General features: G+C 67.8%; 15 protein-coding genes and 2 pseudogenes. 5 read left to right on the top strand and 12 right to left on the bottom strand.

What is annotated here, in order from left to right:
• Positions 1-359 precede the first annotated feature (359 nt).
• The gene (locus B6R96_RS10450; protein ID WP_107475493.1) at positions 360-1,751 is read right to left on the bottom strand and encodes a sporulation protein; all 1,392 of its coding nucleotides are present in this window, start codon (positions 1,749-1,751) and stop codon (positions 360-362) included.
• Positions 1,752-2,086: 335 nt separating this feature from the next.
• Between B6R96_RS10450 and B6R96_RS10455 the strand changes: the two genes are divergently transcribed.
• The 5 genes from B6R96_RS10455 (at position 2,087) to B6R96_RS10480 (ending at position 10,158) form a co-directional block, all read left to right on the top strand.
• Positions 2,087-3,853 (top strand): asparagine synthetase B family protein, encoded by a 1,767-nt coding sequence (locus tag B6R96_RS10455; protein ID WP_081522331.1) that lies wholly within the window; start codon positions 2,087-2,089, stop codon positions 3,851-3,853.
• Positions 3,854-3,881: 28 nt separating this feature from the next.
• On the top strand, positions 3,882-4,319 hold the full coding sequence (locus B6R96_RS10460) for an NUDIX domain-containing protein (protein ID WP_081522332.1): 438 nt from the start codon (positions 3,882-3,884) through the stop codon (positions 4,317-4,319).
• A 73-nt stretch (positions 4,320-4,392) separates the two neighbouring features.
• Entirely contained in the window at positions 4,393-5,712 is a 1,320-nt protein-coding gene (locus B6R96_RS10465) for a UDP-glucose dehydrogenase family protein (protein WP_081522333.1), read from the top strand.
• An 837-nt stretch (positions 5,713-6,549) separates the two neighbouring features.
• Entirely contained in the window at positions 6,550-8,922 is a 2,373-nt protein-coding gene (locus B6R96_RS10475) for a CHAT domain-containing protein (protein WP_159396310.1), read from the top strand.
• 21 nt (positions 8,923-8,943) lie between these two features.
• Positions 8,944-10,158, top strand: coding sequence for a hypothetical protein (locus tag B6R96_RS10480; RefSeq protein ID WP_159396311.1), 1,215 nt, complete (start codon positions 8,944-8,946; stop codon positions 10,156-10,158).
• Between the two features lie 240 nt (positions 10,159-10,398).
• Here B6R96_RS10480 and B6R96_RS10485 read toward each other — a convergent pair whose 3' ends face one another.
• The 11 genes and pseudogenes from B6R96_RS10485 to lepB (B6R96_RS10535) form a co-directional block, all read right to left on the bottom strand.
• Positions 10,399-10,920, bottom strand: coding sequence for a hypothetical protein (locus tag B6R96_RS10485; RefSeq protein WP_081522336.1), 522 nt, complete (start codon positions 10,918-10,920; stop codon positions 10,399-10,401).
• A gap of 203 nt (positions 10,921-11,123) precedes the next feature.
• The gene (locus B6R96_RS10490) at positions 11,124-12,089 is read right to left on the bottom strand and encodes a hypothetical protein (RefSeq protein WP_081522337.1); all 966 of its coding nucleotides are present in this window, start codon (positions 12,087-12,089) and stop codon (positions 11,124-11,126) included.
• The gene (locus tag B6R96_RS10495) at positions 12,086-12,634 is read right to left on the bottom strand and encodes a DUF6932 family protein (protein WP_159396312.1); all 549 of its coding nucleotides are present in this window, start codon (positions 12,632-12,634) and stop codon (positions 12,086-12,088) included. The genes B6R96_RS10490 and B6R96_RS10495 overlap by 4 nt, the downstream gene beginning before the upstream one ends.
• A gap of 181 nt (positions 12,635-12,815) precedes the next feature.
• Positions 12,816-12,977: pseudogene (locus tag B6R96_RS10500) on the bottom strand (magnesium chelatase); the annotation flags it as partial.
• Positions 12,977-13,348, bottom strand: coding sequence for a YraN family protein (locus tag B6R96_RS10505; RefSeq protein ID WP_081522340.1), 372 nt, complete (start codon positions 13,346-13,348; stop codon positions 12,977-12,979). The gene B6R96_RS10505 and the pseudogene B6R96_RS10500, both read right to left, overlap by 1 nt.
• Positions 13,349-13,457: 109 nt before the next feature.
• Positions 13,458-13,766, bottom strand: a complete 309-nt coding sequence (locus B6R96_RS10510) for a DUF2469 domain-containing protein (protein WP_005311352.1) — start codon at positions 13,764-13,766, stop codon at positions 13,458-13,460.
• A 55-nt stretch (positions 13,767-13,821) separates the two neighbouring features.
• Positions 13,822-14,328: an NUDIX hydrolase gene (locus B6R96_RS10515; protein WP_081522341.1), complete on the bottom strand. Its 507-nt coding sequence runs from the start codon at positions 14,326-14,328 to the stop codon at positions 13,822-13,824.
• Positions 14,318-15,100, bottom strand: coding sequence for a signal peptidase I (gene lepB / locus B6R96_RS10520; RefSeq protein WP_081522342.1), 783 nt, complete (start codon positions 15,098-15,100; stop codon positions 14,318-14,320). The genes B6R96_RS10515 and lepB (B6R96_RS10520) overlap by 11 nt, the downstream gene beginning before the upstream one ends.
• Before the next feature lie 45 nt (positions 15,101-15,145).
• The gene (lepB, locus tag B6R96_RS10525; protein WP_030386401.1) at positions 15,146-16,054 is read right to left on the bottom strand and encodes a signal peptidase I; all 909 of its coding nucleotides are present in this window, start codon (positions 16,052-16,054) and stop codon (positions 15,146-15,148) included.
• Positions 16,002-17,048, bottom strand: a pseudogene (lepB, locus tag B6R96_RS10530) (signal peptidase I). Before lepB (B6R96_RS10530) ends, lepB (B6R96_RS10525) begins: the two are co-directional and overlap by 53 nt.
• Complete coding sequence (gene lepB / locus B6R96_RS10535) at positions 17,041-17,778, bottom strand: signal peptidase I (protein WP_081522343.1); 738 nt, start codon at positions 17,776-17,778, stop codon at positions 17,041-17,043. Before lepB (B6R96_RS10535) ends, lepB (B6R96_RS10530) begins: the two are co-directional and overlap by 8 nt.
• Between the last annotated feature and the right edge of the window lie 40 nt (positions 17,779-17,818).

A 17,818-nucleotide genomic window follows, 5' to 3' on the forward strand; every position in this document is an offset into this window, starting at 1 on the left:
CGAAACAGATCCCCGAGTCGGAAATCCGACTCCGCAAAAAGGTCACCCGCCTGCAAGAGACCGTCTCCTCGCAAAAGGACGAGATCGAAGACCTCCGCCGACAGGTGACGGAGCTCGCCCTGGTGAATGCCGTCCTCACCCATTAAGCCCGCGAGGGGACCCAGAGCCACACAGAAGACGCGCCGGACAACGTGATCAGCCTTCACCCAACCGAGGGATGACGGCCCGCGCCGCACGCCCCACTCCGGTCCCCGACAACGTCTTCCCAATCCGACCCCCCAACGCTTGAGGGACACGGTTGGGCTCATTTACGTGCACTTCTCCCTCGGGAACGTGAGGGGAAGCACAGGGAAACCTGCTCAGGCGGCGACGCCGAGTTCGGTGCGGGTGCGGTGGATGAACTCGCGGACGGCGGGTTCGCGGCGCCAGGGGGCGAGGGCAGTGTTGAACTCGCGGACGTAGTCTTTGGCCCGGCTGGACTGGACGCGGGCGAGGATGTCTACGGAGCGGTGGCCCAGCTCGAGGCCATGGTCGAGCTGGCGCGCCTGGAGGTGGGCGGTCCCCACGATCGCGAGCCGCATCCCGACGGAACGGGTGAACACGCCGGAGGGCATGGCGGCGGCCCGCTGGTTCCAGGCCAAGGACGCCTTGGGGTTCTTCAGGTCCCGGAAGACTTCGGCGGCATCGGCGGACAGCCTCGCGTGGTGATAGAAGTCGATCCAGGCCGGCTCGTCCCCGGCGGTCTGGTCGGCCTGGCTGATGAGGTCCTCGGACGCGGCCAGGGCCCGTGAGGCAGCCCTGGCGTTGTTCTCGCGGGCGTGAGCGCGGGCCTCGATGAGCTTGGTGAAGGCCAGGACACGCGGGGCGGCCTGGCCCTTGGCGCGTTCGAAGGCCCCCTGGGCCATATCGACGGCCTCGGAGGGGAAGCCCCGCAGCAGCGACTGCATGGCCATCGTCGTCAGGACATAGCAGCCGAGCTGGACGTCGCCGCCCGCGCGGGCGAGGCGGAGGGCCTGGATGAAGTGCCGTTGGGCGACGTCGTGCTGGCCGACGTCGAAGGCGGTCCAGCCGGCCAGCCGGGAGAGCTCGGAGGTGACGGAGAACAGGTCGCGGCCGACGTCGTCGCTGAAGGAGCCCCGCAGGAGCGGGGCGGCCCGTTCCTGGAGGCAGACGGTGACGGAGTTGGCTTTCCAGTTCCCGCCGCCGTATTTGGAGTCCCAGCGGCGGGCCTCGTCGGCAGCCTCTCGGAGTTCGTCGAGGTCGGCGCGGCCGACCTGTTTGCCGCCGTTGTGGTCGGCGCCGTCGTCGGCGGGGGTGACCAGCCAGCGGGTCACGGGGGTGGTGAACGCGGATACGGCGAAGCCGGATCCGGCCAGGAAGTCGCGGCGGTTCACGAAGCTCCAGAACGAGGTGGCCACACGGACCGCCTCTGCACGGTCCCTGGGGAAATCCAACCCCACACTCGTATCCGGTGTCTCAGCCTCGCCCATACCGATTTCACCAAGTGCCACCGGGCGTCCCAGCCGTTCCCCGATTGCCTGGGCGAGGAAGGTGGGAACCGGCCACTTGGGGATCATGCCCCGCAGGCACCAGTTCGCGATGGACGTATGCGAGTAGTCGGTCTCGACGCCGGCGTTCTTGGCGAGCTGGTTGATCCGCAGGGCCAGGGACTTGTGGCTCGCGCCGCAGGTCTCGATGAGCCGGGCAAGGTCCGCGTTCGGCGGACGCTTCCGACGGCTGGTCGACGCCACCTTCAGTCCCCTTTTCCACCAGGTCAGCAGCACGGTGGCTGCTGACGAGGAAACGCTATGGGGCCGGATCGGCGGCGGCTGGAGCATTTTCAGTCGTACCGATTCCGGCTGGGCACGGAAAGTCGTACGGCTTCCCGCATCGTGAGGCACTGAGGGTATTGCCCTGCGGACCCTGGGTGAACCTGGTTCGCGAGTTGTGAGCCCCCCTGCGAGCCCTCCCCGCCTGATCCCCCGGCCGGTGTGATGAGGGCTCAGGCCACCGCCGGGACGCGAGGAAGAGCTCCCGGTGGTGGCCGCCGCCAGGCACCACGACTTCACGCTCGGGGGTGAACCAGATGTGCGGAATCGCAGGACTGGCCGGAGGCGATGCCATCCGGCACGAGAGGACCGTCGCCGCGATGGGCGCCTCGCAGCACTACCGCGGCCCGGACGGCACCATGCACGCCGCCACAAGCGACGGGCGGGCAGTGCTGGCCATGAACACGCTGCTGATCGTCGACCCACAGGCCATGCCCGGCCCCTACCTCGACCGGGCCACCGGGGTCCTGCTTGCCTTCAACGGCGAGATCTACAACTGGCGGCGGCAGGCAGCCGCCTGGGGCATCGAGGTCCACGACCGGGAGTCGGACGCCCACTTCCTGCTGCGGGCCTGGGCCAAGATCGGCCCGTCCTGCCTGGACGGACTGGACGGCATGTTTGCCCTCGCCGTCTATGACCCGCGGGGCGCGAAGCTGTTCCTGGCCCGCGACCGGCTGGGCGAGAAGCCGCTCTACTGGCGACTCGACGGGGGCCGGCTCGCGTTCGCCTCCGAGGTGACCACCCTGACCGGCTACGGGGCGGCGCCGCTGGTCTTACGGCCGGAGGTCACCGCGATCGAGACCCCGACCGGGGTCGACACCCCGTTCCAGGGGATCCAGCTGCTGGCGCCGGCCACGCTGCTGTCCTTCGACGTCACCACCGGCTCAATCGACCAGATGACCTGGTGGCATTTGGAGGACCGGGCCCCGTTCACCGGCACCTACGACGAGGCCCTGGCGAAGTTTTCCACGATCCTGGCCGACCAGATCCCGCTCAGGTCCCCGGCCTGCGACTTCGCCCTCCTCCTCTCCGGCGGGCTGGACTCGGCGGTGCTGGCCTACCTCATGCGGCCCCCGGTCTGCGTCACCGTCCGCTACCCCGGCCAGGACCGCCTGGACGAATCGTCCACGGCGGCCGTGATCGCCCGGGACATCAAGGCCGAGCTGGTGGTGGTCGAGCCCAACCACGTCGACTTCACCACCGCGCTGCCGCACATGATGCGAGCCCTGGACTACCCGATGGGCAACGCGTCCACGTTCTCCGAGCACATGGCCTACCGGAAGATCTCCGACCTCGGCCTCCGGGTCGCGATCGGCGGCCTCGGGCCGGACGAGTTCCTGATGGGCTACGTCCGCCAGGCCCTGGTCCTCTTCGGGCCCGACGCCGTCCTGAACGCCGGCCTGGAGGCTTACCGGCCGCTGGCCGCCAAGCTCATGCACGCCGCCGACGAGCCCCTGGACCCGGCGGAGGCGGTGACCCGGCTGATCCTGCGGGGCCCGGACCCCGACGGCCGTCTCCGCGACCTGGTCGCGGACGCGATGGCCCGCGCGGGCGGGGACTTGGCCCGCGGCCTGACCCTCGCGGACCTGGCGACGGCCTGGAGGCCGTTGGTGATGACCAGCGACAAGCTGGCCTCCGCCTACGCGCTCGAACGCCGGTCCCCCTACCTCGCCCGCGACATGGTCGAGTTCTCCTACCGGCTGCCCGTCGAGCACAAGATCGCCGACCCGGCCCAGGGCAAGCGGATCCTGCGGGACGCCGCCAAGGCTCTCGGCCTGCCGAAGGAGGTCTGGGCCAGCCGGGACAAGCTCGGGTTCGCCTCCCCAGTCCCCTCGTGGCTCAACGGCGACCTCGAGGCCTGGGCCGACACCCAGATCCGCATGGCCCTCACCGATGCTCCGCCTCCGTTCCGCCCCCTCCTCGAGGGGGGTTTGAAGCCCGGCGGCCGGTTCGACCGCACCCGCATGCAGGCCCTCATGGCAGCCGCCTGGTTTTCGGACCAGACGGTGAGGGCTGCCGCATGATCCCTAACTCCGTTACTACGGTGAGGGGATGCACTCCGAAACCCCCGCCACCGAGGAGCCGGCCGCCCCCCGGGGAGCCGTCGCGATCATCACCAACCGCCGCGGCGAAGTCCTCCTCCACCTCCGCGACGACCTCCCCGAGATCGCCTGGCCCGCCCACTGGTCCGTCCTGGGTGGCGGCTGCGACCCCGGGGAATCCCCAGCCGACACGATCATCCGCGAGCTTGATGAAGAAGCGGGTCTGATCCCCGAGAACCTGACCGAGCTGTTCGAGATCCCTGACCACCGCGGCTCCGGGCAGATCATCACCTTCTTCGCTGCCTCCTGGGACGGCGACGAGACGGACCTCCTTCTCGCCGAGGGCGTGAAGCTGCAGTTCTTCGCCCCCGATTACCTCGACATCCTCACGATCCCACCGTTCATCCGGGACGGGATCTACCGCTATCTGGCCGCCAGGCCCTCCTGATCACCCCGCCCTTCCGGGCGAGGGGAAGGGTGGGGCCGCCAGCGGCGGCCCCACCCGAAGGGACACCCCGAGCATGAAGATGACAGTCATCGGATGCGGCTACCTCGGCGCCACCCACGCCGCCTGCATGGCCGAGCTCGGCCACGAGGTCCTGGGCATGGACTTGGACATCGACAAGGTCCACACCCTCAGCTCCGGCAAGCCTCCGTTCTTCGAACGCGACCTGGATGACCTTCTCGCCAAGCACACAGCCTCCGGCCGGCTCCGCTTCACCGCCTCCTACGGTGAGGCCGCCGAGTTCGCCGACCTGCACTTCATCGGGGTCGGCACCCCGCCTCAGCCCGGCACCGACGCCTACGACCTCACCCATCTCTTCGACGCCATCACCCGCCTGGCCCCCGGCCTGACGACCCCGGCCGTCGTCGCGGTTAAGTCCACGGTCCCGGTCGGCACCGCACCCCGCGTCGCCGAGCTCCTCCGGGACATGGCTCCGGCCGGGGACCTCATCGAGGTGGCCTGGAACCCGGAGTTCCTCCGCGAGTCCTTCGCGGTCGATGACACCCTCCGCCCGGATCGGCTCGTCCTCGGCTTCAACAGCGACCACTCCTGGGCCGAGGCCCTGCTGCGGCAGGCGTTCGCCAAGATCATCGAGTCGGGGACGCCGACGATCGTCACTGACTGGGCCACCGCCGAGCTCGCCAAGGGCGCCGCGAACTCCTTCCTCGCCACCAAGATCTCCTTCGTCAACGCGATGGCGGAGGTCTGCGAGAAGTCCGGCGCCAACGTCGCCGAGCTCGCCGACATCCTCGGTCACGACCACCGCATCGGTCGCCACGGCATGCGGCCCGGTCTCGGGTTCGGCGGCGGCTGCCTGCCCAAGGACCTGGGAGGGTTCATCACCCGCGCCGACGAGCTCGACGCTGGCGAGGCCGTCGGCATGCTCCGTGAAGCCGCCACGGTCAACGCCCGCCGCCGCCAGCGGGTCATCGACCTGGCCCGCGAGGAACTCGGCCCCGACCTGCGGGGCAAGAGGATCACCGTCTGGGGCGCCGCCTTCAAGCCTGAGACCGACGACATCCGCGACTCGCCCGCCCTGGCCGTCGCCCAGGCCCTGCACGACCTCGGGGCCACCGTCACCGTCACCGATCCCAAGGCCCTCGACAACGCCCGCAAGCTCCACCCCGAACTCGACTACGTCGAAGACCCGATCGCGGCCGTCGATGACGCGGACCTGCTGCTACACCTGACCGAGTGGCACCAGTTCTCCACGATCGACCCCAAGCGGCTCGCGGCCCGCACCACCAGCCCCAAGCTCATCGACGCCCGCGGCACTCTCAGCACGGACCAGTGGCGCAAGGCCGGCTGGATCACCCGGGTCCTCGGACGTCCCTGAGTCCCGCAGACCGCCGGAGGCCCGTGACCAGGCCGAATCCCTAGGCGCGGAGCTGCGGCGGCCTCCATCACGGGACTGAAGGGACTGAAAGGGACAGATTCCTAGGAAACCGTCGGCGGACGGCCCACCTAGGGGCAAAAGAAGAAACGTCCCGGAGAAGCCCACCCCGTAGGCTCCCGCCGCCGGACCGCGACCTCCCCCTCCTCGAGGAGGGGGAGGTCGTCGTTCATGCCCACGGACTTGTCCGGCCGATCACGTTCGGAGCCAGATGGTATGGGCTGCGGCGGTTGCGGTGCCGAGGTAGACGTAGCGGCGTTTGTCGTAGCGGGTGGCGACTGCCCGGTGCAGGTCGGGTGGCGGTTGATGGCCCGTTCGATGGTGTGGCGTTTCTTGTAGCGCTCTTCGTCGAAGCCCGGTGGCCGTCCGCCGCGTGAGCCTTTGCGCAGGCGGGCGGCCTGGCTGTCGGCCTTCTCGGGGATGGTGTGCCGGATGCCGCGACTGCGCAGGTACTGGCGGCAGGGTCCGTTGCTGTAGGCCTTGTCGGCCGCGACGCTGTCCGGCTTATTGCGGGGCCTGCCGGCCCTGGCTTCGGGACGCGGATCTTCTCCAGGACCGGCCTGAACTGGGTGCAGTCCGCCCACTTGCGTCCCTCCCGCTGCCGCCCATCCGTGCGATGTCGTCATCGCCAGTGGCCGCCGCCGCTGGTGGTTCGCCGGAAGCCCCGTACCAGGCATCTCGCGGTGCCGGCTTGGGGGGTCGGTGCCGTGCGTCCCTGGGCGCAAGGGAGATTGTCGCTTCCTCGCCCTGCAACGGGAGTCCTTCCGCAGGAGAATGGATATGCGTCACTTCCCTGACCGCGCGGCAGTTCTGCTGGAAGCGGGCGGAGGTCAAACGATGCGCCCAAGGAAAATCCGCGGCTCCGTCCCCGAGGTCGTGACATTCACTGCCAGCCTGCAGGACCTGCTACGCCAGGCCCGCCTGCCACCGCGAGAGGTTGCACGGAGATCCGGCCTGCCGGCACGCACGTTGTCCCAATACCTACGTGGCGTCCGCGTACCGCCGAAACGGGCAGTAGTACGTCTGATCGAGGTCACTGAGCAGCATGGAAGGGTCACCCTCCCCCCAAAGACAAAGCAACTTCTGAGCAACCTCCTGATCGACGCACGTGCCTCACGGCGCCGGAGCCGAACCCTCAGCGAAGTAGGCGCTCAGCTCGCTCGTGAGGTGGCCCGGGCGCCAACAGATGATCTCGCCCCTGTCGAGGAACTCATCCTGCGCGAAATGGATCATATTCCGCCGGAGTTCCAATGGCTTGAGAGAACCTCTCCTGCCGTTGTAAGCATCCAGGAGCAGTTCGCACGACATCTGCGCGAGGCTGATCCCCGTGAGGCCGGGGAGATAGATCTGGGCATCCTGTTGTATACCGAGCTTCTATACGTGCGAGTCGTGCGCAATAGAGCATATGAAGCGCTGATTGCCGCTGTGGAGACGACATCAGAAAAGGGGGAGGATGCCGCACCTCCGCTCGATATCTTCGCATCCCCGACACCCCCCACCCCGAACGTTCTGTCTAGGCAGGAGGGTTATCGCCGCAAGAGCTACCCGATGGAAATGAATATGCCACCGACGCCATCGACGCTCGAACGGATCATAGCGGCCCGGGACTCCGGCCTCATATCTAAAGACGAGGGGGATAGGCTCATACGTTTGGAAATTGAGGAGTTCGCAGGCGGCGGAAATGAGGACGAGGGACGCGGGGGCTCCGACCCTCGAAGACTAATTGGGGAACTGGTAGAGCAGGCTGGCCTTGGTCAGAGAGTGCCTTTGCAGGTCCAGATTGTTGCCGGCACCGGTTCGGGCGTGCTACTTCAGCCGTTCGATATCCCGTCGACCGGAGCCCACGCATACATCACAGTCCACGCCCCGGGCCTGGAGGCGCTTGGCGACCTCGAACAAACCCTCAACATCCCCCACTCGGGGGACTCTGAGGTGCTGCGCTTCGGCCTCCGCACTGCGCGCCTGGGGCTGCACACGGTAACGGTCCGCGCCTACGTAGGCGGCTCCTGTCTCGGTCAGCTGCCGCTGCAGATATCGGTCGAGCAAGGCGTCGGCACGCGGGCAGGCCCTCAGCGCGACGCTCCACTGGTCGGACGGATGGAACCGGGAGAGGCCACGTTGCAGGTGCTAAAGAATGACGACGGCACCTACAGCTTCCAACTCATTTCCGACGCCTTTAATCTCCCACAGAAAGGGCGTACGGGAGATCCGAGCATTTCTGTGGAGAGGATCTACGAGGAACTGAAACAGATGGCAAAGGCCGCAGGTGGAGAACTTGATCCAGTGCGAGCACTTACACGTATGCGTAATCATGGCGTGACGCTTTGGGACGTGGTCCCGGAGCAGGTTCACAGGCAGTTCTGGGATGAACTCAACGTCATCAAATCCTTCACCATCGTTGGTGAACAAGATGCCGTCCCGTGGGAGCTGCTGTATCCAAAAGACAAGGGCGGGCTTGACGGAGACGGCTTCCTGTGCGAATTGCTTCCGGTTCTGCGGCAGTCACACGGACAGGGGCGCACAGCAAAGATCGAGCTGCCCCGAGCCGCCTTCGTAGTCCCACCTCAATCCCCTCCTGAAGCCGAAGCCGAGGTTACAGCGCTGCGACGTTCATTGGGATCATGTGCCACAGACGGGGAAGTCCTAACACGCGGCGCAGAGGTTCAGACACTTGTCGAGCAGGGGTGTGCGGGTCTCCTGCACTTCGCCTGCCACAACAAGTTCAGCAGCACTGGCTCGCAGGTAAAGATGGCTGACGGAAATTTTGACCCCGTCGATCTCGCTACTGCTGCCCAGATGCAATCGTTGCAAGCCACCCGTCCACTGGTGTTCTTCAATGCATGCCGCAGCGCTGGAGCGATCGACTGGTGTGGACAGCGCACAGGCTGGGCCTCCAAGTTCATGGAGGCGGGAGCAGGTGCCTTCGTCGGAACCCTGTGGCCCGTGCGATCCGACTCGGCTCTGGAGTTCGCCCAGGCGTTCTACCACCAGCTGACAGCGACACAGCCGCCACTGCCCTTGGGCGAGGCATCCAGGCAAGCGCGGAGCACGATCAGCGACCGAGCCGGGGACCCAACGTGGCTGGCCTACGCGGTATACGGAAGCCCTGGAACAGTGGCCGTCGTGCCAGATGCCAGTGGCCCCGAGTCGTGAAGCCAGGATCGGAGAGCTGACATGGCAGAGCCAGTGTTCGTCATCCATGGCGTGGGCAATCGAGACGAGGCCGAGTTCCGGAAGGGAGTAGACGCGCTCCAAGGCAGAGTCGGCGCAGAGTCGGAATTGGTTCCGGTGTATTGGGGTGACCTTGGGGCGCAAGACCAGTGGATACAGGAGACAATCCCTCCGGCTTCAGCTCGTACGGCAAAGAAGCAAGCTGCGCAGCTTCGATCGAGCACTGAACGTTCAATCGACCCGGACGCCGACAGAGTGCTCCGCGCGCTCTTGGTCGAGATGCCGGCGGAGGTGCTCCGCGCCGCCAGGGATCCCTTGGGCGACCTGGAACTGGAATGGGTTCGGCTTGGCCTGGAGGAGCAGTGCGAGGAGGGCGACGGAGGGGAGCCCGAATTGCGTGGCCCGGCTGCCCAGCACGATATTGAGGAGATTATGAGCGCTGTCGGGCAGGAGTGGCCGGAGACAGAGTGGCTCTCACTGCTGCCAGACGCCGAGCTGATGCGTCAAACAGGCGCCGCACTCGCATCGGCTGTCACAACCGCACCAGAGTCGGTGACGGATCCGGACAGCGGGACGCTGCGTGACGGCGAGGATCCGGGGTGGCTGCGGGTGGTAATACGGCAACGGCTTCGGGATCTCGACCGTGTTGTGGGTGCGGCCGTGCAGGCCGTGGCGGGTCGGCTCAACCAGTCCCTGCGTACACGGTTCATCCCAGGTACAACACGGTTCTTCGGGGATGTTCTCGTGTACCAACGCCATCAGGCGGCCATTCACGCGAGGATCCGCTCATGCATTGAGCGGGTAGATCCACAGCTCGGCCGAAGTCAGGCGCACCCAGCTCGCGTGGTGGCACACAGCCTTGGTGGGGTCATCGCGGTCGACATGGCCACCTCGCTGGACCCGCTATGGGTCTCCTCGCTGCTGACGTTCGGGTCGCAATCCGCTTTCTTCCACGTTTGCGATCCCCGCGGCGGGCAGTTGGCTCCCTACCTGCCAGAGCAGCTCACGCAGCTACCGGCTTCCGTGGGCGAGTGGACGAACCTGTGGGAGCCCTTGGACATGTTGGCGTTCATCGCTGCCAGTGTCTTCCGCCTCCATGACGGCACATTCCCGATGGACGTTGCGGTCGGCCATGAAGCTACCGCCGGTCTTTGGACACATTCGGTCTACTGGGACCTACCCATCCTCGCTGATCGGATCAGAGCCATGGCCAAGTGACTCCTCATACGACGGCGGATCCGCCGCCGTATGAGCATGAGCTTTCCATCAGGGCTCGGCGCGTGGTGTCTGTGCGGCCGACTCATCGGGGCCCTTCTTCGACGCCGAAATACGTGGCAGCCGGTGATCTGGGGAGGCATCGGGGACCTCGACAGCCTGGTCCTCACGGTAGGCGCCGAGCCCTCGAAACGCGGGGTGGCCCGCCAGCATTGCTGGAGGGCCACCCCGCGTTCTGGATCCCTACGAGTCCGCGACTCGCCGCCCCTTCATCCACTCCACCGCGGCCGCCTCCTCGCGGGGCAGCATGGCGTTGAGCTCTGGGCCGAGCCAGCTGAACCACTCACGCTGATCATCAGTGAGCGGTCCATCTGGGCCACGCCAGTCCGAGACGAAGGCCAACAGCCGGGCGGCCAGCACGTTCGGCTCAAACCCGCCGTCAGGTTCCGGATCCCACGGACCGATCCCCGACACGACGAACGGCAGCCCACCGCCGAACGGCTCCGCGACGACCACGTGGCGATCACCCGCCCTGAGCCGAGTCCGCAGAAAGTACTTCCAATCTGTCTCAGGCTGCTTCGGGCCTCCCTCGCCCAGCTGCTGGCCAAAGAACGGGACCGGCTCGGAGGTCAGGCGCAACAGCACCATCCCGGCGGGATCAGTCTCCTCGGGCACGGCCGGAACCGGGATCTCATACACGTATTCGTGCAGCTCACCCTTGGCGCGGTGCCCCTCTCGGATCGTGCGGTTAAGCCAATCGCTCATCAGGCCCCCAACTCGTCCGCACCATGACGGTGCTCTCGCTCGTCCCATCAGGATGGCACGCGCACCAGGACCCACCGGAGCGTCGCTGGAACTGCCTACGGGCCAAGCGATGCCCTGGGCGGAGGAAGCCAACACACCGCAAACCGGAACACGCTGAGGCACCAAGCGCTCCTCGCCGCCATGGCCTCCCGCCTGCTGGCCTGCTACTCGTCCTCGTCAAGTTCGCTGCCGGGCGGGAGCTGGGACTGTTGTCCGGCAACCTCGATGAGTCGATAGCGCCGCTGGCTCCGCTTCCCGGCGGCTGAGCCAAGGACGAAGCTTTCAAGTGCGACTTCAACTTCTTGATCCAGATGCTCTTTCACCACGCTGACGAGGGAATCGTCGACGAATCCGTGAATCTCGCTGCCTGTCGGGGGCTCGAAATAGAAGATCTGCCGACGGGTGCGCAACCCGTCGAGACGCCCCTGGAGGCGGATGATCTCCCGTTCCTCCCGGATGACACCCAGACGCTCGCGGAGCGTTGCAGCTTGTCCGGAGGAAAGCACGGAGGAGATCCGTTCACCGGTGCCACGCTGGACAGCCAGGCTGATGTCAAGGTTCGGGTTGGGCAAGTCGGAGATCAGGTCCGCTACCGCTCGCCGCATGACCGGTGAGGCGCTGAACAGGGAGTCCATTGAGGCTTCGTCGTCGGGACCCTCCGGCAGAGCTCGGACCAGTTCGACCGCACCGATCTCAGCCCACGACACACCGGCCGGCGCTAGGTCGTCTTGGTCTTCCTCTGGTGTTGCCGTCGGCGCGTGAGGCTTCAGATCAACGATGATCGAGCCAGCCATGGACGCAGCGACGTCGAACCGAGCGATCTCAAGGTCCGACGGCTGCAACCTCACGACATCGGCGCGACGGACGCGGCGGGCCTTGGCCAGACGAGCCACAGCCTTCTGCACGCGCTGAAGGAAGTCGCCCACCTCGTGAGCGGCGATCAGCCCCCCGCTGTCGGGATCCGAGAGCCGGAATTTGAAACCCGGACCAGCAGCGACCTCCAGCAGGCCCAAGCCACTGAACTTGGTTGCGGCGGCCTGCAGGCTCGCCCGAGCAAGCCGGGAGAGCGGATCGTCACCCTCGGTCGTCTGAAGGGCGCGGACATACTTGTCACGAAGATCGTTACTCACCAGCTCACCTCCAGATATCCCTTCACGGCTCCGGGAATGAGTTCCCCGTCGGACCCCTTCACGCTAGACCAAGTCGCATCCCAAACAGCCTCCTGCTCAGGAACACCAGCGACCAAAAGGAAGCTGTCTATCAAGCCTCCCATGGGCTGCACCCTCTTTGCCCAGGACACAGGGCCACCTTGAGCCTCGACACCCTGAAGCGTGAACAGGGGCACGAGCCGTTCCCAGTCCTTGTCCGTCAGAGACAGCGTCGGATCGACGAGGACGGCAAGATCGAGATCCTCTGGCGGGGCAGCCTTATGGGAGCAGAACCCACCATCCACCCAAAACGTTCCTCGCTCAAGAACATCTTTGATCATGTCGACATACAGCTCGAAGCCTCGGAAGATGCGCCTGCGGTGCTCGGCATGCGGCGCCTGTTCCACAAAAAGCTCTTTGATCTCTTCTATCGTCGCTGCGTGACGGCCAGGCGGCAGAAGACCACTTTCCGTGAGCGCTGGTATCAAAGTTCCCCCTCGCACCGGCTCAACGCCGACCGTCCCCATCCCAGGCAGCCACCCTATCCAGGGACGCCATCGCCAGGAATAGGAACATCAGTATCGCGAGGGGGACACGAACTCAGAGCTGCCCCCAGAGCTCGTGCATGGAGGAGCTGGCCACCTAGCGGCATGCATCGCCTCCTCAGTCAGGCACCCAAGATCCTGAACACAAGAACTTGACAGGGAACACCACGGCCGCCCGCACCCGGTCCCGGCTCTCGACCAGGGTCTTGTCCGGCAGGCCCACGAGGGTGAAGGCGGCCACCCCCGGCTCCAGGTCGGCCTGGACCTCGACCACCACGCCGTCGACGCCGACCAGGGCCACCGAGCAGGCGCGCGCGAAGCCCATCAGGCCACCCCCCTGACGTGTTCCACCAGGGGAGCACCGCGCCGCGGCAGCAGCACCCCGACGAGGTCGATGCGCACCCCGCCCGACGGGGGTCCGCCGTGGTCGGCGAGCCAGCGGCCGGCGAGCCCGCGCAGGCGCTCGGCCTTGGCGGGCCGCACGGCGGCCATCGGATGCTCGAACGCACCCGCCCGGCGGGTCTTGACCTCGCACACGACGAGGGCGTCCCCGTCCCGGGCGACGATGTCGATCTCCCCGCCGCGGCACCGCCAGTTCCGCGCGATCACGGTCATCCCGGCTTCGGTCAGCCGCCGCGCCGCGAGGTCCTCGCCGTACCGCCCCAATGCCTGCTGTGCCACGCCCTTCGCGTTCATCCGGCACCACCTCCGGCACCGAATGTCCCGCGCCCCCGCCCACCCTGTGGATCTTGGTGGACAATCCGGCTGTTGTGGACAACGGCCTCACCCCTGCGGGTGAGGCCGCTCAGCTGCCGGGCAGTTCGAGATCGCTCTTGTTGAGCTCCTCGATGTTCACGTCCTTGAAGGTCAGCACCCGCACCTGCTTCACGAAGCGGGCCGGTCGGTACATGTCCCACACCCACGCGTCGGCCATCGAGACCTCGAAGAACACCTCCCCCTGAACCGAGTGCACCTGCATCTCGTAGTCGTTCGTGAGGTAGAAACGGCGTTCCGTCTCGATCACATACTTGAACAGCCCGACGACGTCGCGGTACTCCCGATAGAGCTTCAGCTCCATCTCGGTCTCGTACTTTTCGAGGTCCTCGGCACTCATGGCATGTTCCCCTTCAGCCGTGCGTCCCCCTATTGTGCGCCAGGGCCATGTGCCCCTAAACGATTTCCGGGGCCAGGACCACCGGCTCACCCGGAGGACCGTCGTCGAGCAGCGTACGGAGCAGCTCGGCGAGTCTGGTCGGGTACACCGTCTCATGTGCTGCGAGAAGTTCCTCGGAGGTCCACCACCGCGCTCCGGTGACGCTGCGCCGCTCCAGCTCGGTGAGACCGCCCATCTCGGTGGCCGTCTGGGTGGTACGGGCCAGGAAGTACCACTCGTCCTGCTCCCAGCGCCGCCCGGCGAAGGGGAAGGAGCAGTAGCGGTGCCACAGCACCGGGCCCAGCTCCACGTCGGTGATCCCGGTCTCCTCCGCCAGTTCCCGCAGGGCCGCCTGCTCCCGGCTCTCGGTCCCCTCCAGCCCGCCGCCGGGGGTGAACCACCAGTCGTCCGAGGGGTCGGCCGGCTCGAAGCCGTGCAGCAGCAGGATCCGGTCGGCCGGGTCCAGCAGGATCACCCGCGACACCTTCCGGCCGCCCTGTTCCCCGGGCGGGTCAGCGGACACCGGCGGCCTCCTTGCGCCGCCCGCGCCCCAGGACCCGCGCGACGGGCCCGTACGCGGCTCCCAGCACCACCAGAGCGGCCCCGGCCAGCACCGCCACCACCTGGAGGCGCAGCGGCCCGGGCCGCGAGATCCCGCCGGGCAGGGCCGCGTACGTCGCCGGCCGCTCCACCATCGTCATGGAGGGCCAGGCCAGGGCGTCGACGCGGGCACTGACGGCCGACCGGGGCACCGTGCCCTGCCCGGCCTCCTGGAGGTGGGCCCGGGAGTCCAGGGAGGCGGCCCGCCGGTCGCCCAGCAGGAAGAGGTTGCCCTCCGGGACGGTCACCTCGAAGGGGGTCCCGGTGGGCGCGGTCTGTCCGGGCGGCATGGCCAGGCCCGTGTCGGGCCGCGTGGTGTCCGCGTACGGCTCGTCCAGCGGGGTTCCGTTCACCGTCAGCCCGCCGCCCGCGCCGCAGCACTTCACCGTGTCGCCGCCGATGCCGACGACCCGCTTGACCATGGGCGAATCGCTCCACATGGAATCAGTGAAGATGACGACGTCGCCACGGCGCACCTCGGTGCCGTCGATGCGCTGCGCCAGCAGCCGGTCCCCGGGCCGCACCGTGGGCATCATCGAGTCGGTGGGCACCGTGTAGGGCCGGTAGACGACCGCCCCCCACACGAAACCGCCCAGGAAGAGCGCAAAGCCGATGGCCACGGCGATTCCCGACAACACGTTGCCAAGACCGCCGCGGCCATCACTGCCCCTGCGTATTGCTTGTGTTCCGCCCATTCCAGCGCCCCCACACACTTCGGGATCGTCGACCTGGGCGGCACCCTACCCGTCGGTACGGCCGCTGGTCAGCTTCCGCCGGCGCCACATGACGAGCGGGACCGCTCCGGCGAGCCCCAGCGCGGCCGGGCCGAGCCCGACCGGCGCCAGCCCGGAGGCCCCGAGGCCGAGCGCGGTCGCCGCGGCCTGGTTGTTGATGCCCGGCTGGTCGAAGGTCTCCGGAACGGGGAGCGTGGACCAGCGCGTCAGCGGCCACGCGACCACGACGGCCCGCCCGACGACCTTGTCGACCGGCACGAAGCCCCCGGTGGAGTCCTGCATGTGGTAGCGGGAGTCCTGGGAGTTCTGCCGGTGGTCGCCCATGACCCAGATCTTGCCCTTGGGCACGGTGATCGGGCCGAACGGGGCGTCGTCGCACGGGGTGTTGCCGGGGTAGATGTACGGCTCGTCCAGCTCCTTGCCGTTGACGACGACCGGTCCCCCCTTCTTGCACTCCACCGTGTCCCCGCCGATCGCGATGGTCCGCTTGATCAGGTCCTTCTCGGCGGCGTCCGGCATCAGGCCGATCTTGCTGAGCACCTGCTGGAAGATGTTCGGCTCGGGGGTGGGCTCCCCGGACAGCCAGTTCGCGGGGTCGTGGAAGACGACGACCTCGCCGCGCTCCGGCTCGGAGCCGAACCACGGGGTCAGCTTGTCCACCAGGACCCGGTCCCCCCGCTGCAGGGTGTTCTGCATCGAGTCGGACGGGATCGAGAACGCCTGGACCAGGAAGGTCTTGATCAGCAGGGCCAGCAGCAGCGCGATGCCGATGAGGAGCGGAAGCTCCTTCCAGAAGGAACGGTGCGTGCGCTCTTCGGCGGCGCCGTCCTCCTCGATCCCGGCCTCGCGCTCGACGGCGTCGTCACCCGGACGCTCCTCGCCCTCGTCGCGTCCGGATCGTGCGCCTACCGCCACGTCCCCCACATCCACTCCTCACTCGCGATTGCCGCCCACGTCGAATCCGACACGGGCCCTCCCCTCCCTTAACGAGCGGGAGTTCCCTAAGGCTCGGGAGACCGAGGACACACTATGCGAACGGCACGCCCCGTCGGCGCCGCCGACGGCCGCGTCCTTCGCGCCGCGCCTGATCGGGCACCATCCGGAAGGTCGCCGGCTGCTCCAGCCTGGTCCAGTGCCCGAACGGCCAGGCGATCACGACGGCCTCGCCCACGACCCCGCTCTCGGCGATGGTGCCCTGAAACCCCTCGTCGAGGTGGAAGCGGGAGTCGGCCGAGTTCGCCCGGTGGTCGCCCATCACGAAGAGCCGGCCCTCGGGCACCTGCACCTCGAACGGGATGTCGGAGGGGGTGTTGCCCGGGTTCACGTACGGCTCATCGAGCGGCGAGCCGTTGACGGTGACCCGGCCCCTGCTGTCGCAGCACTTGACGGTGTCCCCGCCGACGCCGATGACCCGCTTGATCAGATCCTGCTCGTCGGCCGAGGGGAGCAGGCCGATGAAGGTCAGCCCCTGCTTGACCTGCTTGATCACGACCGGATCCTTGGCCGGGCGGGCCGCCTCGCCGCGCAGCCAGCCGCCGGGGTCCTTGAACACGACGATGTCGCCGCGCTCGATCTTGGAGCCGAACCAGGGGGTCAGCTTGTCCACGAGGACGCGGTCGCCGATCCGGATCGTCTGCTCCATCGAGCCCGACGGGATGAAGAAGGCCTGCACCATGAAGGTCTTCAGGAGCAGCGCTATGCACAGGGCCACGACCACCAGCAGCGGCAGTTCGCCGGCCCGGCGCGTGCGGCGGCGCCGGCGCACCTTGCGGGCCGTCCGGCGCCGTTCGGCCCGGCCGCCCTCCACCCGGCCACCCTGCACCGGCCGGGCCGGGGTGGGCTCCGGCTCGGGTTCGGGCTCGAAATCGTCCCAGTCCCGTCCGCCCTTCGGCCGCCCCCGGCTACCCATGGCCACCGCCTACGGAGTCCCAGCGCGAGAACGGCCAGCCGATCCAGTCGGCCCGCCCGATCACCTTCTCCACCGGCACCATCCCCCCGCCCGGCTCCCCCAGGTGGTCCCGCGAGTCGCGGGACTGGGAACGATGATCGCCCATGACCCACAGGGTCCCAAGCGGTACGACGATCCGGAAGGGCACCACCGAGGCGGCGTCGCCGGGGTACACGTACGGCTCCTCCAGCGGCACGCCGTTCACCGCCACCCGCCCGCCCGCGTCGCAGCACACCACGTCGTCGCCGCCGACACCCACGACCCGCTTCACGAAGTCGGTGTCGGACGGCTCCGCCAGCCCGAGCGCCGAGGCCCCGCCGTGCAGCAGGCTCCCGACCGGATTGCCCGCGGGGCGTTCCCGTACGAAGGAGCCCGTGCCGTCGAAGACCACCACGTCCCCCCGGCGGGGCTGCTCGCCGAACCGGTACGCCAGCTTGTTGACCAGCACCCGGTCCCCGACCCGGAGCGTCGGCTCCATCGAGCGGCTCGGGATCAGGAAGGGCTGGACGACGAAATTGCTGAACAGCAGCAGGAACACGGTGCAGAGCACACCGAGCAGTCCCGCACGACGCCACGTCAGGGGTCGCCGACCGGCGGTCCGCCCGGTCCGGGAGAACGCAAAACGCGGCCGCTCGTCCCCCTCGACGGGGGAAGAGTGGCCGCGCTGCGTGTGAGGTGCTTCGGTGTCCATCGGGGGCGAGCCTATCCGGCCACCCCCGGACTCCGGAGAC

Source organism: Streptomyces sp. Sge12, assembly GCF_002080455.1.
GTDB lineage: Bacteria > Actinomycetota > Actinomycetes > Streptomycetales > Streptomycetaceae > Streptomyces.

Coding starts and splice junctions, on each gene's coding strand:
- B6R96_RS10455 (WP_081522331.1), top strand. CDS start 2,087: ATGTGCGGAATCGCAGGACTGGCCGGAGGCGATGCCATCCGGCACGAG.
- B6R96_RS10510 (WP_005311352.1), bottom strand. CDS start 13,766: ATGAGTGCCGAGGACCTCGAAAAGTACGAGACCGAGATGGAGCTGAAG.
- B6R96_RS10465 (WP_081522333.1), top strand. CDS start 4,393: ATGAAGATGACAGTCATCGGATGCGGCTACCTCGGCGCCACCCACGCC.
- lepB (WP_081522343.1), bottom strand. CDS start 17,778: ATGGACACCGAAGCACCTCACACGCAGCGCGGCCACTCTTCCCCCGTC.
- B6R96_RS10505 (WP_081522340.1), bottom strand. CDS start 13,348: ATGAACGCGAAGGGCGTGGCACAGCAGGCATTGGGGCGGTACGGCGAG.
- B6R96_RS10485 (WP_081522336.1), bottom strand. CDS start 10,920: ATGAGCGATTGGCTTAACCGCACGATCCGAGAGGGGCACCGCGCCAAG.
- B6R96_RS10480 (WP_159396311.1), top strand. CDS start 8,944: ATGGCAGAGCCAGTGTTCGTCATCCATGGCGTGGGCAATCGAGACGAG.
- B6R96_RS10475 (WP_159396310.1), top strand. CDS start 6,550: ATGCGTCACTTCCCTGACCGCGCGGCAGTTCTGCTGGAAGCGGGCGGA.
- B6R96_RS10495 (WP_159396312.1), bottom strand. CDS start 12,634: ATGGGGACGGTCGGCGTTGAGCCGGTGCGAGGGGGAACTTTGATACCA.
- B6R96_RS10460 (WP_081522332.1), top strand. CDS start 3,882: ATGCACTCCGAAACCCCCGCCACCGAGGAGCCGGCCGCCCCCCGGGGA.
- lepB (WP_081522342.1), bottom strand. CDS start 15,100: ATGGGCGGAACACAAGCAATACGCAGGGGCAGTGATGGCCGCGGCGGT.